General features: G+C 39.6%; 15 protein-coding genes. 2 read left to right on the top strand and 13 right to left on the bottom strand.

All coding sequences use genetic code 11. The annotated features are described in order from the left end of the window. Window positions 1-16: 16 nt before the first annotated feature. From FH976_RS04610 to FH976_RS04600, 3 genes are all read right to left on the bottom strand, one after another. Window positions 17-295, bottom strand: a complete 279-nt coding sequence (locus tag FH976_RS04610) for a GNAT family N-acetyltransferase (protein ID WP_194089743.1) — start codon at window positions 293-295, stop codon at window positions 17-19. A 96-nt stretch (window positions 296-391) separates the two neighbouring features. Continuing rightward, window positions 392-856, bottom strand: coding sequence for a xanthine phosphoribosyltransferase (gene gpt / locus FH976_RS04605; RefSeq protein WP_194089742.1), 465 nt, complete (start codon window positions 854-856; stop codon window positions 392-394). A 108-nt stretch (window positions 857-964) separates the two neighbouring features. Continuing rightward, complete coding sequence (locus FH976_RS04600) at window positions 965-2,260, bottom strand: NCS2 family permease (RefSeq protein WP_194089741.1); 1,296 nt, start codon at window positions 2,258-2,260, stop codon at window positions 965-967. A 624-nt stretch (window positions 2,261-2,884) separates the two neighbouring features. On the opposite strand from FH976_RS04600, the gene FH976_RS04595 reads away from it, so the two are divergent. Further along, window positions 2,885-4,357: an aminoacyl-histidine dipeptidase gene (locus FH976_RS04595; protein WP_194089740.1), complete on the top strand. Its 1,473-nt coding sequence runs from the start codon at window positions 2,885-2,887 to the stop codon at window positions 4,355-4,357. 107 nt (window positions 4,358-4,464) lie between these two features. Here FH976_RS04595 and dinB read toward each other — a convergent pair whose 3' ends face one another. The 10 genes from dinB to bolA form a co-directional block, all read right to left on the bottom strand. After that, window positions 4,465-5,523, bottom strand: a complete 1,059-nt coding sequence (gene dinB, locus FH976_RS04590; RefSeq protein WP_194089768.1) for a DNA polymerase IV — start codon at window positions 5,521-5,523, stop codon at window positions 4,465-4,467. A gap of 168 nt (window positions 5,524-5,691) precedes the next feature. Continuing rightward, a complete protein-coding gene (gene nqrM, locus FH976_RS04585) occupies window positions 5,692-5,925 on the bottom strand; it encodes a (Na+)-NQR maturation NqrM (RefSeq protein WP_194089739.1) in 234 nt (77 codons plus the stop codon). Window positions 5,926-5,942: 17 nt separating this feature from the next. After that, window positions 5,943-6,986, bottom strand: coding sequence for an FAD:protein FMN transferase (locus FH976_RS04580; RefSeq protein ID WP_194089738.1), 1,044 nt, complete (start codon window positions 6,984-6,986; stop codon window positions 5,943-5,945). Between the two features lie 141 nt (window positions 6,987-7,127). Next, window positions 7,128-8,354 (bottom strand): NADH:ubiquinone reductase (Na(+)-transporting) subunit F, encoded by a 1,227-nt coding sequence (nqrF, locus tag FH976_RS04575; protein WP_194089737.1) that lies wholly within the window; start codon window positions 8,352-8,354, stop codon window positions 7,128-7,130. A 32-nt stretch (window positions 8,355-8,386) separates the two neighbouring features. Further along, window positions 8,387-8,983: an NADH:ubiquinone reductase (Na(+)-transporting) subunit E gene (nqrE, locus tag FH976_RS04570; protein WP_194089736.1), complete on the bottom strand. Its 597-nt coding sequence runs from the start codon at window positions 8,981-8,983 to the stop codon at window positions 8,387-8,389. Between the two features lie 5 nt (window positions 8,984-8,988). Continuing rightward, window positions 8,989-9,621: an NADH:ubiquinone reductase (Na(+)-transporting) subunit D gene (locus FH976_RS04565; protein ID WP_194089735.1), complete on the bottom strand. Its 633-nt coding sequence runs from the start codon at window positions 9,619-9,621 to the stop codon at window positions 8,989-8,991. Further along, window positions 9,621-10,394 carry a Na(+)-translocating NADH-quinone reductase subunit C gene (locus FH976_RS04560; RefSeq protein ID WP_194089734.1) on the bottom strand — a complete coding sequence of 258 codons (774 nt, stop codon included), beginning with the start codon at window positions 10,392-10,394 and terminating at the stop codon, window positions 9,621-9,623. The genes FH976_RS04565 and FH976_RS04560 overlap by 1 nt, the downstream gene beginning before the upstream one ends. Further along, window positions 10,384-11,628: an NADH:ubiquinone reductase (Na(+)-transporting) subunit B gene (locus tag FH976_RS04555; protein WP_194089733.1), complete on the bottom strand. Its 1,245-nt coding sequence runs from the start codon at window positions 11,626-11,628 to the stop codon at window positions 10,384-10,386. Before FH976_RS04555 ends, FH976_RS04560 begins: the two co-directional genes overlap by 11 nt. Window positions 11,629-11,631: 3 nt before the next feature. Next, window positions 11,632-12,972: a Na(+)-translocating NADH-quinone reductase subunit A gene (locus tag FH976_RS04550; RefSeq protein ID WP_194089732.1), complete on the bottom strand. Its 1,341-nt coding sequence runs from the start codon at window positions 12,970-12,972 to the stop codon at window positions 11,632-11,634. Window positions 12,973-13,465: 493 nt separating this feature from the next. Beyond that, window positions 13,466-13,774 carry a transcriptional regulator BolA gene (gene bolA / locus FH976_RS04545; RefSeq protein ID WP_194089731.1) on the bottom strand — a complete coding sequence of 103 codons (309 nt, stop codon included), beginning with the start codon at window positions 13,772-13,774 and terminating at the stop codon, window positions 13,466-13,468. A 200-nt stretch (window positions 13,775-13,974) separates the two neighbouring features. On the opposite strand from bolA, the gene FH976_RS04540 reads away from it, so the two are divergent. Then, window positions 13,975-15,126, top strand: a complete 1,152-nt coding sequence (locus tag FH976_RS04540) for a methyltransferase (protein ID WP_194089730.1) — start codon at window positions 13,975-13,977, stop codon at window positions 15,124-15,126. Window positions 15,127-15,131: the final 5 nt, after the last annotated feature.

Below are 15,131 nucleotides of genomic sequence, written 5' to 3'. Positions count from 1 at the left end.
TAAAGATACATCTGCGTTAATCCGTTAATAGATGTTGCCATTGAGGGTATCGTTGCAAGTAGACTTTAACATAGCTGCATACTGGTAAAATTTTTTTACCTAACGAATCAATATCGTTCAATACCGTTTCCATTAAAATTTTACCACACCCTTTACCTCTTAATTCATCAGGCACAAAAGTGTGAGTAATAACCAAAACATCGTCATTTAAATAATAATCTAGATGTGCCCAATAATTAGGCTCGACTTCAACTTGATAACGCCCTAATAGTGGATCATGAGTAAATATGGCCATCTTTATTCCCCTATTTATTTTATCCATAAACACAAAAACCCCATACATCCTCTCAAATGAGAATCTTGTATGAGGTTTCAATATAGAGCAAAGAAGTTATTTTTGCTTGCGGTTTACTGGCTCTTCAAATTGCAGAGTCATATCCCAAGGCTGTTCAATCCAAGTATCTTGCGCAATATCGACAATATAGTCATCAACTAATTCTTGACCAGCAGGTTTTGCGCACACGCAAATTAGCTTCGCTTTTGGGTACATTTTACGAATATGACGAGCTGTATCACCGCTATCCACTAAGTCGTCTACGATTAAGAATCCCTCACCATCACCTTCAATGGTTTTAAGAACTTTCATATCACGTTGATGATCGTGGTCGTAGCTTGAAATACAAATCGTATCAACATAACGTATTCCTAACTCACGCGCTAGAATTGCAGCTGGGACTAAACCACCGCGGCTTACACCAACAATACCTTTCCATTGCTCTGCTGGCATTTGTTTAGCAGCAAGTTGACGACAATACATCTGCATATTGTCCCAAGTAACGATAAATTTATTACTCATAGTAGAAACCTGTTTTATGCCCTGTTAATTAAAAACTACCGCCTTTTCGATGATAGCTTTTAATGGTTGGTACATTTGTTTTATAGTTCTAATCCGTATCAAAAATGATTACGCACCAGTAAGAATGAATTTCAATAAGAAAATAGCCGCTAGAATCCACACGCCCATATTCACTTCTCGTGCTTTACCACTTAATAGCTTAATCGCTGCATAAGTCACAAAACCCATTGCAATGCCTTCTGCAATTGAAAATGTTAAAGGCATTAATAAGCAGACAACCGCAACTGGAGCTGCTTCACTTAAGTCATCCCATTGGATGTTAACTAAGCCTGACATCATTAATATAGCAACATAAAACAATGCGCCAGTCGTTGCATAGGCAGGGATCATACCAGCTAATGGCGAGAAGAATAATGCAAATAAGAATAAAACGCCAACGGTAACCGCAGTTAAACCTGTACGTCCACCAACGGCCACACCCGCAGTACTTTCAACGAACGAAGTGGTATTAGATGTCCCTAACAAAGCACCAATCGCGGTTGCGGTTGAATCAGAAAGTAAGGCTTTATTTAAACGAGGGATCTTACCATCTTTACCAATGAAGCCGGCCTTATTGGCTACACCAACAAGAGTGCCAGCCGTATCGAATAGATCAACAAATAAGAAAGCAAAAATAACTGAGATCATACCAACATCGGTAATCGTAGAAAAATCCAACTCTAAGAGAGTAGGTTCAATACTTGGCGGCATAGAAACAATGCCGTGATATTCAACATTACCGACAAGAATACCTAAGGCCGTAGTAGCCAAAATAGCAATCATAACCGCTGCACGATAACCACGCTGAACAAGCACAATAGTCAATACAAAACCTAGTGCACCAAGCATCGCTGGGATAGAGGTTAAATCACCCACCCCAACTAAAGTCGCTTGATTGCCCACGACAATGCCAGCATTCTTCAAAGCAATTAATGCTAGGAATAAACCAATACCTGCAGAAATACCTAAACGTAGAGAGACTGGAATCGAATTAATAATCAATTCACGGATTTTAAATAAGCTTAAGAGAATAAATAACACACCAGAACAAAATACTGCGGCTAATGCCATTTGCCATGTGTGCCCCATGCCTAATACAACGGTATAAGTAAAGAAAGCATTCAATCCCATACCCGGAGCTTGGGCAATGGGATAATTAGCATAAAGTCCCATGATGAAACAACCAATTGCAGCGGCAAGACAAGTCGCTACAAAGACAGAGCCATGGTCCATACCAGTACTTGATAAAATAGCAGGATTGACGAAAATGATATAAGCCATCGTCAAAAAGGTAGTCATCCCTGCCAAAATCTCGGTTTTAACGTTGGTACCATATTCAGATAGCTTAAAGTACTTTTCTAACATGTTTTTATTCCTAAAAAGTGAACGATCCGTCGACTCCAATCGATTGCGCAATCGATTGTAAAAATGATGCGTATTTTTCCAAAAAAAAGGGAACAAAGCAAACTGTATCTGAATTTATTGAGGGATTTATTAACAGATAAAAAAATACCACCTAAGGCAGGTGGCAGGAGAATTTAACAAAGCCAAACGGCTAAAGTAATTCCTAATCATAAGGGGTATTTAGTACACAGTTAAAGTGAGTATTACGTTTATTGAAATACTGTTCAGATCGAACAATATATTTCAAGATTGAAGCACCAACTCACTTTATACTCATCAATCATTAGCCGCACGAGCTACTAACATCAAAAAAGTTGTGTAAATATACCAGATGAGTTATTTAATTACAACTACAGCATAAATTTAAATTTAGATCATAGATATTTTAGACTTTAATCACATTATTTCGTAATTTAAATCCCTACCGGTTATAATTTTTCATTTGGGTAGCTCTTATCCCTCATAGAAAATAGTATTTAGCAAGACTAACACCTCTGTACATCCTCTCATTCAAAGTGCATTATTCTAGAATATTCGAATTCATCCCGTTCATTTCCACTGCTTTTACTGCATTAGGAGTTATTTGTGTCTAAACCTCATTCTGAAATAAGCCAATTATCCCCACAGCCTGTTTGGCAATTTTTTGACAAAATCTGTTCTTTTCCCCATCCATCTAAACATGAAGAAGCATTAGCTCAATACATCATATCGTGGGCACAAGAACAAAACTTAGAAGTACGTCGCGATCAAACTGGTAACGTATTCATAAAAAAACCAGCAACAATAGGTATGGAGAACAAAAAATCCGTTGCCCTACAAGCCCACATCGATATGGTCCCTCAAAAAAATGAAGAAACGGATCATGATTTTGCACTTGATCCTATTCAACCTTATATTGATGGAGAATGGGTAACGGCTAAAGGAACCACTCTAGGTGCTGATAATGGCATGGGCATGGCATCTTGCTTAGCCGTATTGGCATCAAATGATATAAAGCATGGACCACTAGAAGTATTACTCACTATCGATGAAGAAGCGGGAATGACTGGCGCTTTTGGTTTAGAAAAAAACTGGCTTAGCGCTGATATTTTGCTTAATACCGATTCAGAGCAAGAAGGCGAGATCTACATGGGCTGCGCTGGCGGCGTGAATGCTTCGTTAATCTTTGATGTTAAGCGCACGGCCATTAAAAGTGATGCTATACAACAGAAACTATCAATAAAAGGTCTTAAAGGAGGTCACTCTGGTTGTGATATCCATACTGGTCGTGGTAATGCTAATAAAATCCTTGGTCGCTTTCTTGCTGAATCGGCTGAAATACTGGGGCTTGAAGTCATTGAGTTCCAAGGTGGTAGCTTACGAAATGCCATTCCACGTGAAGCATCTGTGATTGTTGCATTACCTGCAAAAAACAAAGTTGAATTAGCGTCAGTTTTTGAGAAATATACACAAACTGTCAAACAAGAATTAGGCAAGGTTGAAACCACGCTTCAATCTCAACTAACCAATGACTCAAGTCCGTTAGCACCATTAAACCAGCAAGATCAAAATCGCTTTATTGCAAGTTTAAATGCTTGTCCAAATGGTGTGATCCGGATGGATGACAATATCGAAGGTGTTGTTGAAACCTCTCTAAATGTTGGCGTTATCACCACAGAAGAAAATAAGATCACTATTTTATGCTTGGTTCGCTCACTTATTGATTCGGGTCGTGAGATGGTTGAAAGCATGCTAGGCTCACTCGCACAACTGGCTGGCGCAACATTAAAACTCGATGGTACTTATCCGGGCTGGAAACCAGACGCAGACTCTGAAATCATGCATATATTCCGTGATGTTTATGAAGGGATCTACGGGCGAAAACCAAACATCATGGTTATTCATGCCGGCTTAGAGTGCGGTTTATTTAAAAAACCCTACCCAGAGATGGATATGATTTCATTTGGTCCTACGATTAAATTTCCACACTCACCTGATGAGAAAGTAGAGATCGCGAGTGTAGCGCTTTATTGGGAACAGATGATTGCCATTTTAGAAAACATCCCAGAAAAAGCATAAAATATAAACTGAGTCCCTAGTAGTTCGGAGGCATTGCATTGCTTAGCTTGTTCTATATTATCAAGCTCATTTGCATTGTTAGCCGCTAGGGACTATCGAATTTCCCTCTACAATAAACATAACTGCTGATTCAATTCATCAGGCTTTAGCATCACATTCAAACCGAGTAGACGGATTTCCCGGCCATCGCTACGTTTTAAAATATCCTCTAATAACGATTTAAAATCACCCAAGTTTAATAGCTTATAATTATGTTCAATTGTGGTTTGTTGAAAGTCTGCAAACTTCATCTTTATACCTTGCTTCAATATTTGCTTATCCGGACTCACTTTTAATAAGCGCTTTTCGAGTTCAGGGTATAACTTATCTTCAATCACCTGCCAACATTGTGTATATGACTGGATATTAACGCTAAAAGTTCGCTCAACACCGACCGACTTTCTTTGCCGCTCAATCACCACCTCTCTCTTATCAATAGCATGGCTGCGCTGCCACAAAGAGGCCCCCATTCGTCCAAATTGGCGTAACAAATCGCTATAATTAGCTTGCTTCACATCAAGGCAAGTATATAAATTGGCCCGATGTAATTTAGCGATACTCACCTTCCCAACACCTGGAATCTTTTCTAATGGCAACTCATCGATTGTTGATTGGACTTTATTTGGAGGGATGACGGCGACACCATTAGGCTTATTAAGATCAGAGGCTATTTTGGCTAAAAACTTTAATGGCGCAACCCCTGCTGAAGCCGTTAAATTGAGCTCTCGTTCAATATCCTGCCGTATAGCCTCTGCGATTAAGGTTGCTGAACCGTGATACATTGAGCAATGACTGACATCTAAGTAAGCTTCATCTAAAGATAAAGGCTCGATTAAATGTGTATAACGCTCAAAAATAGCACGAATTTGCTTTGAAACGGCTTGGTATACAGACATTCTGCCAGGAACTAAAACAAGATTAGGACAAAGTTGAAACGCTTTTACCGTCGGCATAGCAGAACGTACGCCATATTCTCTCGCTTTATAATTACAAGTGCTAATCACTCCACGCTGCTTTTCATTACCACCTACCGCTAAAGCAACCTCTTTATATTGCGGGAAATCTCGCATTTCGACCGCAGCATAAAAGCAATCCATATCGATATGAATAATTTTCCTAGCATCCATAAACAGCACCACACAAATACTGTACAAATAAACAGCATCAATAATAGCTGAGTTAAGCAATAAAACCTAATAAATCTATGAAATAGAATAAGGGACACACAAAAAAGCCCTTATTCTATTAAAAGTAAGGGCCATAGTGATGGCACAGAGTCAGAGCAACGATCAAGATTATTGAATACGATTACTTTCCCACTCTGCTAGTTTTTGCGCTCGAATGGCGGCTTTAGCTTCACGTTTTTTGCGAGCATCACAAGGCTCTGGGCAGTTACAAACCTTATCGACACCAACCGAACCTAAACCACCACAACTGCCTTTAACTACTTTCTTCTGAAAGATATAGCCGACAGACATCGCGGTAATTACTAATAAAAACATTAAAAAAGTGATCAAATACGTTGTCATAATAAAACCCTCATTTGTTACTGCTTATCGTTCAGATAAGGCTTAAATGCTTCTGATGCATATTCTTTAAAGCCGTCGTCGGTTTTAACAATATACAACACTGGAATATTTTCTTTATTCGCAATACGGATCCCTTCCGCTTCACCCAACACCATCAATCCTGTTGAGAGGCCATCTGCTGTCATACATGATGCATCTAATACCGTGACTGACACAACCTTATTATTAATTGGTTTGCCTGTTTTAGGGTTAATAATATGAGAATAACGGACACTATTTTCTTCAAAGTAATTACGATAATCACCTGAAGTTGCTATCGCCATATCACCAGGCTCAATAATATTTTCGACTGAACGCTCATTAGATACAGGTTTCTCAACGGCGATACGCCACGCAACACCCTCACGATTATGTCCTTTAACACGAATTTCTCCACCCACTTCAACCATATAATTCAGTATACCAATGGATTCTAAATAATTCGCTACTTCATCCGTGCCACGACCTTTAGCAATACTTGATAAATCAACATACAGCTCAGGAATATCTTTAATTAAAGCATTTCCCATTTCAGATAAATGTTGAATACCAGTAATCGCACGACGCTGCTCAAGTTTTTCTGCAGTTGGTGTGTGATCAGGTCGATCTTCAGGACCAAACCCCCACAAGTTAACAATTGGGCCAACTGTCACATCCATCGCCCCTTCCGTTATCTTATTGATGCGTAAAGCTTCGCGGACAACGGTCGCGGTATCTTCAGACACGATAAAAGGTTCACTACTACGATGCTGGTTAAAACGACTTAACTCTGAATCTGGTCGATAAGTCGACATTTCATCATTCACTTTTTCCAGTACTTTATCGACTTCTTTTTGAATATCTTCAGGAGCTGGAGAATTACTGTCAGTTAGGTACTTAACATTGTATCCAGTCCCCATTGTTGGACCTGAGATATGCATTTGCTGAGATGGCTTAGAACAGCCAACTAAGACAAATATCGACAAAACCAGTGCAAGCGAGTATTTCGCTCGATTAGCAAGGTGAATAACACTTAATTTCATTTGCTTACTCCTTAGTGTGATAAAAATCAGAAATAACCATTAAACCCATTCAGTAAAAACGTTATTTCTCATTATTTCAATTTCAAAAAATAATGGCTGACTTAATTAAGTCAGCCATTATTATCAATCAGTTAGCTAAAATTAGCCACCGAAGTCATCTAATAGAATGTTTTCGTCTTCTACGCCCAAATCTTTCAACATACCGATAACGGCAGCATTCATCATTGGCGGACCACACATGTAATACTCACAGTCTTCAGGCGCTTCATGATCTTTCAAGTAGTTTTCATAAAGTACATTGTGGATGAAACCAGTGTAGCCATCCCAATTATCTTCAGCCATCGGATCAGACAGAGCACAATGCCATACGAAGTTATCATTCTCAGCAGCTAGCTTATCAAAATCTTCAATGTAGAACATTTCACGCTTAGAACGTGCACCATACCAGTAAGACATCTTACGATTCGATTGCAAACGCAATAGCTGATCGAAGATATGAGAACGCATAGGTGCCATACCTGCACCGCCACCGATGAAGACCATTTCTGCATCAGTATCTTTAGCGAAGAACTCACCAAATGGACCTGAAATGGTACATTTATCGCCTGGTTTCAGTGACCAAATATAAGAAGACATAATACCAGGTGTTACGTCTGGATTATTTGGTGGTGGCGTCGCAATACGTACATTAAGCTTAATCAAGCCACGCTCTTCTGGGTATGACGCCATAGAGTATGCACGGATAGAATGCTCTTTAACCACTGACTCATAACGGAACAAGTTAAACTTATCCCAATCGCCACGATACTCTTCCGGAATATCGAAGTCAGAGTATTTAATATGATGCGGTTCAGCTTCAATCTGAATATAACCACCAGCTCGGAACGGTACTTCCTCTCCATCAGGAATATGAAGTACTAATTCTTTGATAAAGGTTGCTTCGTTATTATTAGAAAGAACTTCACATTCCCACTTTTTAACACCGAAAATTTCTTCAGGAAGTTCGATTTCCATGTCGTTTTTCACTGCCACTTGACAGGCTAAACGTTCACCATCACGAGCTTCACCTTTGCTGATGTGATCTAGCTCTGTTGGTAGAATATCACCACCACCAGATTTAATTTTCACGCGGCATTGCCCACATGAACCACCACCACCACACGCAGACGATACAAAGATGCCTTTACTCGACATTGCGCTTAGTAACTTATCACCAGGAGAAGTAATTATACTTTTCGTTGGATCGCCATTAATGGAAATCGTAATGTCACCTGTTGGTACTAATTTCGATTTAGCAAACAAAATCACTAAAACTAAAACTAGAACAATCAGAGTAAACAATCCGACACCAAGAAGAATAATGTCCATTGACTATTTTCCTTATTTATTGGGTGCTTACCCTACAGTTGAATACCAGAGAAAGACATAAAGCCTAGCGCCATTAAACCAGCCGTGATAAAGGTGATACCTAAACCACGAAGTCCTGGTGGTACATCTGAATATTTCATTTTTTCACGAATACCAGCCAAAGCAACAATTGCCAGCATCCAACCTAAACCAGAACCGAAACCATATACGATAGATTCAGTAAAGTTGTAATCACGCTGAACCATGAAAGATACACCACCAAAAATAGCGCAGTTCACAGTAATTAACGGTAAGAAGATACCTAATGCGTTGTACAAAGGTGGGAAAAAGCGATCAAGCACCATTTCCAAAATTTGTACTAACGCCGCGATCACACCGATAAAAGTAATGAAATTAAGGAAGCTAAGATCAACGCCTTCAATTAATGCGCCATCTTTAAGTACATAAGTATAAACAAGGTTATTCAACGGTACCGATAACGTTAGAACCACAACAACCGCTACACCAAGACCAATAGACGTCTTAACTTTTTTTGATACAGCTAAGAACGTACACATGCCTAAGAAGAAAGACAGTGCCATGTTCTCAATAAAAATAGAGCGAACTAGTAAGCTAATATAATGTTCCACGACAACTACTCCTTCGCTTCAATTTGTTCAGGTTTCACAGTTCGGATAACCCAAATCAAGAAACCAATCAAGAAGAATGCCGAAGGTGCAAGTAACATCAAACCATTAGGTTGATACCAGCCACCATCTTTAATTAATGGCAATACTTCCATACCAAATATTCTTCCTGAACCAAGTAATTCGCGGAAAAAGCCAACCACGATCAAGACAAAACCGTAACCCAAGCCATTAACAATACCATCAACAAAAGAAGGAATTGGAGGTGACTTCATTGCAAACGCTTCAGCACGTCCCATTACGATACAGTTGGTAATAATCAACCCAACAAAAACAGATAGCTGTTTTGAAATATCGTAAAAGTAAGCCCGTAGAACCTGATCAACCACGATTACCAAAGATGCAATAATGGCCATTTGGACAATAATACGCACACTGTTTGGAATATGATTACGCATCAGGGACACAAAGAAGTTAGAGAATGCTGTTACTAGCATTACTGCAATCGTCATAACGAATGCGGTTTCTAATTTCGTTGTTACTGCTAACGCTGAACACACACCCAGCACTTGAAGTGCAATCGGGTTATTATCAATAATCGGAGCAATAACGACTTTTCTAAATTCTTTAATACTCGCCATTAGTTAAGTTCTCCCGCTTGTACTTTTGCAAGGAATGGACCATAACCCATATCGCCTAACCAGAAATCAAAAGTATGTTGAACGCCATTACTGGTTAATGTTGCACCAGAAAGCGCATCAACACCATGTTCTGAACCTTGTGGCGCGCCACCTTTAATAACTTTAATGGCAGGCTTATTATTGTCATCAAACAATTTCTTGCCAATAAATTGATCTCGCCATTTAGGGTTCTCAACCTCACCACCAAGCCCAGGAGTTTCACCTTGTTGGTAGTAAGTAATACCTTTCACAGTATTACCATCAGTATCAACCGCGACAAAAGCGTACATCATCGACCACAAACCAGTGCCGTTCATCGGTAAAATAACTTCCGTCACTTTATCGTCGTTTTTCACAAGATAAACAATGCCATGATTCGCACGACGAATAATGTTTGCCTTATCTTGTGCTGGCGTTAATTTGATAGATTCATCTACATTTTTAGCTGCAGCGCGCTCATCAAATTTAGTTGCATCACCTTCAACAAACTCACCAGTATTAAAATCGATTAAACGTGGTTCAATGTGTTGACTGTAAATAGCTTGTATATCATTCGCGTCTTTAGCTTTAAAGCCAGCAACAGCAACGATATTACTTTGCACATCCAGTTTAGCATTTGCGACTTGTTTTGGTTTTAACACGACCGCTGCTGTTGATACTACGATTGAACACACTAAGCTCAATGCAATAACAATAATCAGAGTTCTTTTAATGCTATCGTTACTATTTGCCATAGCGAGCTAATCTCCTTTTGACGTTTTTCTCAACGACAAAGTAATCAAACAATGGTGCGAATAAGTTTGCAAATAGAATTGCCAACATCATCCCTTCAGGGTAAGCAGGGTTGACCACTCGAATTAACACACACATTACGCCAATCAAAATACCGTACCACCACTTACCTTTATTGGTAAATGAGGCCGAGACAGGATCGGTTGCCATGAAAATCATACCGAAAGCAAAACCACCTAAGACAAGGTGCCAATACCAAGGCATTGCAAACATTGGATTAGTCGATGAGCCAATAACATTAAATATTGTGGCTACTGCTGCCATTCCGATCAATACACCAGCAATGATACGCCATGATGCGATACGCATATAAACGATCATCAAGCCGCCAAGGATCAACGCCAAAGTAGATACTTCACCAATAGAGCCTGGAAGATTTCCAATAAAGGCATCCATCCAAGTAATAGACTGACCACTTACCGTATTAACTAACGCACCATGACCGCCTTGAGCCCATTGACTTAAAGCAGTTGCGCCTGAAAAACCATCAGCCGCAGTCCAGACTACATCACCTGAAATTTGTGCAGGATAAGCAAAGAATAGGAATGCACGACCAGCAAGAGCAGGGTTTAAGAAGTTGCGACCTGTACCACCAAAAATTTCTTTAGCAACAACAACACCAAAGGTAATACCTAAAGCGGCCTGCCAAAGAGGAAGCGTTGGTGGAACAATTAACGCAAACAAAATAGAAGTAACAAAGAAACCTTCATTCACTTCATGCTTACGTACCATACAGAACAAGACTTCCCAGAAGCCGCCTACAAGGAATACTGTCGCGTAAATAGGTAAGAAGTAAGTCGCGCCTAGCATCATCATGCTACCCCAACCCGCTTCTGCACCTAATGTGCCACCCAGCATTTCAGTAAACCAATAATGCCAATCACCCGCAACAATAGAAGCAAATTGCTCACCTGAATACATGTGATTCAAAGCATCAATAGCTTGATGACCTGTGTTGTACATCCCCCAGAACATGGCAGGAAAAACAGCAAGCCATACCATGATCATGATGCGCTTCAAATCAACACTATCACGAACATGAGAACTGCGTTTTGTTACTGTACCTGGCGTATAAGCTAAAGTTGCAGCTGCTTCATACAAAGCAAACCAACGCTCATGTTTACCGCCTGGTTCAAAATGCGGTTCAATATCTTCAATAAATTTCTTAAGGCCCATGAATTACCCTTCCTTCTCGATCTTATCTAGGCAATCGCGAAGTAATTCGCCATATTCATATTTGCCTGGACATACAAAGGTACACAATGCCAAATCTTCTTCTGCAAGCTCCAACACACCTAGGCGTTGTGCACTATCAGAATCACCTGCACATAAGTCACGAAGCAACAATGTTGGTTCGATATCCAAAGGCATAACACGCTCATAGTTACCGATTGGTACCATTGAACGGTCACTACCGTTAGTCGTTGTCGTCATATTGAAGACTCGACTTGGAAATAAGTGACTTAAGAATGAACGAGTAATTGAAAACTTATCTTTGCCTGGCATTGCCCAGCCCAAGAACTCTTTTTCACGGCCTTCATGCAAAACCGAAACTTGCATGTGATAACGACCTAAATACGCGTGCGGACCTGAAGCCTGAGTACCAGACAATACAGAACCTGAAATAACACGAACTTCACCCGGCAATACTTCGCCTTCAATAACATCATCTAGACTTGCACCAATTTGAGTACGGATAAGGCGAGGATTTTTAGTTGCAGGTCCCGCAAGAGAAATAACACGATCAGTATTAATCTCCCCCGTTAGGAATAACTTACCGAATGCAATAACATCCTGATAATTTAGACTCCATGCAACGTTAGTTAGGCTGACTGGGTATAAATAATGCATATGCGTTCCCACTAAGCCAGCAGGGTGCACACCAGAGAACTCATGCTCTTCAACATTTGATTGAGAAGAGTTTGACAAGGTTTGATTGCCTTTACAGACATAAACTTTACCTTCAGTTAAAACAGAAAGTATATCTAGGCCTGCTTTAAATGCTTCTGGTTGTTCATTAATTATCACCGCAGCATCCGCAGCCAATGGACTCGTATCCATTGCCGTGACGAAAATTGCCTGAGTGTTGGATTCAATGAGAGGAACCTTGCTGAACGGACGAGTTCGCAGAGCAGTCCACATACCAGACTCAACTAATTGCGACACAATAACCTTACGGTCAAGTTTTGCTAGTTGATCGATAGGGAAGCTTTCGAAAGTCACTTGGTCATCACCTGACACTTCAATCACAACAGATTGAAGCACACGCTTTGCACCACGATTGACTTCGATAACTTTACCGCTTGCAGGTGAAGTGTACTGAACACCAGGATTCTTTTTATCAACAAAAAGAACTTGGCCTTTTTTCACTTCATCATCTACGCGAGCATGCATTGTTGGACGCATGCCTACGTACTCTTCGCCGAGCAAGGCGACAGTTTTGATGGTAGGACCATCACTAATCACTTGGGCTGGAGTTCCAGAAATTGGAAGGTCCATACCCTTTTTTATTGTAATCATACGCAGTTGCACTACTTTATTTTAGGAAATAGGATTCTTTGTATTGTGCGACTTGAGACACGACATTTTATTTTATTGTGTCCAGTTCTGACTCTATGTGATCAGAATCGCAACATCCGCATAGAAAGGTCTACTTGAGGCCTTTTGGATAAGTTTTTGAGATAAACAAACCCACAGGGGTCATATTCTAACACTTTTTTAGAATGGCATGCCATGATGATTCACATTATTCCTACACTTTTTTGACTCAAACCAGACATAAACAATGCGCTAAAATTCATATTTTTGAGGCGCTGCACAAATATAATAAATGATTTAAGTTGGGACAAAAAAACGAAAACAAACCGGACATCAAGGCTAAACGGACTGTTTAACTATATAACGGTGTACATAAATCAAACATTACGCTTATCTTACCAACAATGAACAACATAATAGCCAGATAAACTTTTCAGCATATTGATATCGTTTCATTTATTCTAAAAATACCTCTTTATTTCCCACCACCAGCACATTTAGGAGATGCTGGAATCCCACTAGTTAGCACTTCCCATTCGGTTTTGGTATAGGTATGGATCGATAAAGCATGTATATGGTTGCTTAATTCTTCCGCAAGTACGGTATTGACAGCCCGATGACGCATAATCAATCGTTTGCCGTCAAACTCATCACTTACGATAACGACTTTAAAATGACTTTCGGATCCTGGTGGGACATTATGCATATTGCTTTCATTCAGTACTTCAAGGTACTGAGGGCTAAAAGAAGCTTGCAGTTTTTTCTCTATCATATCTTGGATCATATCTGTTCCTTCTTCTCGTTAATGCGCAGATTCATCGATGCTTTATTATGATTAAATAGCACCAATGACCTAAATAGCAGCATTGTCATTTTTCATTATGATTCAATAATCGAGATAAGCATTCGTTATCTCTAACGTGTTATCATACTGTTTATACCCACATAACGCAGCCCATTACGGCTAACTATTATAGATTGAAGATGAAAACATTATTAACTTTACACGATCGTAAACTTGACCTTTATCGCTTCCCTAAACGAGCAAATGAAACACTACAAGCTTGGGATGCAGGCGATGAATACCTCATCAATCATATGACTGAAGCCTCCCTTCCTATTGGACAAAATATTCTCATTTTGAATGATAGTTTTGGCGCGTTATCATGCTGGTTTTCAGAACAACATAACGTCACAATGATGAGTGATTCGTTTATATCTCACAAAGCAACACTGAAAAATCTACAACGAAATCAATGCAGTAAAATACAGTTCCTCAATTGCCTTGATGATATACCAAGTAATATTAATTTGGTATTAATGCAGCTGCCAAAAAACAATCGCTTACTCACATGGCAGCTATCAAAACTTCGATCATCAATTCCTGCTGACTGCCGCATTATCGGCGTTAATAAAGCGAAAGAAATTCATACCTCCACTTTGGATTTATTTGAAAAGCACCTCGGTATCACCACCACTTCTCTTGCTTGGAAAAAGCATCGGCTTGTATTCTCAAATGCAAACTGCGAATCCATTTTACCTGTGGCGGCAGAATGTGAATGGCCAGTGGATGGTGAAGAGATAGTCTTGTCTAATTATGCCAATGTATATTCAGGTGAAAATCTAGATCTTGGTGCGCGCTTCATGCTAAATCATTTACCACAAATAGAAGATCTACGTCATATTATCGATTTAGGCTGTGGTAACGGTATCTTGGCAATTAAGGCTGGACAACTCAATCCGCAAGCTCGAATCACCTGTATAGATGAGAGTTTTATGGCGGTGGCGTCGGCTAAGAAAAACCTCGAACGGAATTTAGGTGCTGAGCGTAATATCCAAGTATTAGCCAATAATTGCTTAGACGGTATGAAACAAAACAGTAGTTTTCTGGTTATTTGTAACCCTCCTTTTCATCAACAAAATGCGATTACCGATCATATTGCTTGGCAAATGTTTTGTGATGCCAAAGATACATTGAACCATGATGGCAAATTATTGGTCGTAGGTAACCGTCATCTTGATTACCATATAAAACTGGAAAGATTATTTGGCGACTCTCAAGTTTCTATTGTGGCTGAAAATTCGAAATTCATGATCATTGAAGCCATTAAAAATAATGATCTAAATAAAGGATAGTAATA

This window comes from Vibrio hibernica, from assembly GCF_015223435.1.
Taxonomy (GTDB): domain Bacteria; phylum Pseudomonadota; class Gammaproteobacteria; order Enterobacterales; family Vibrionaceae; genus Vibrio; species Vibrio hibernica.
Note: the sequence above shows the minus strand (reverse complement) of the source record. Positions and strands in the feature narration are given on the sequence as shown.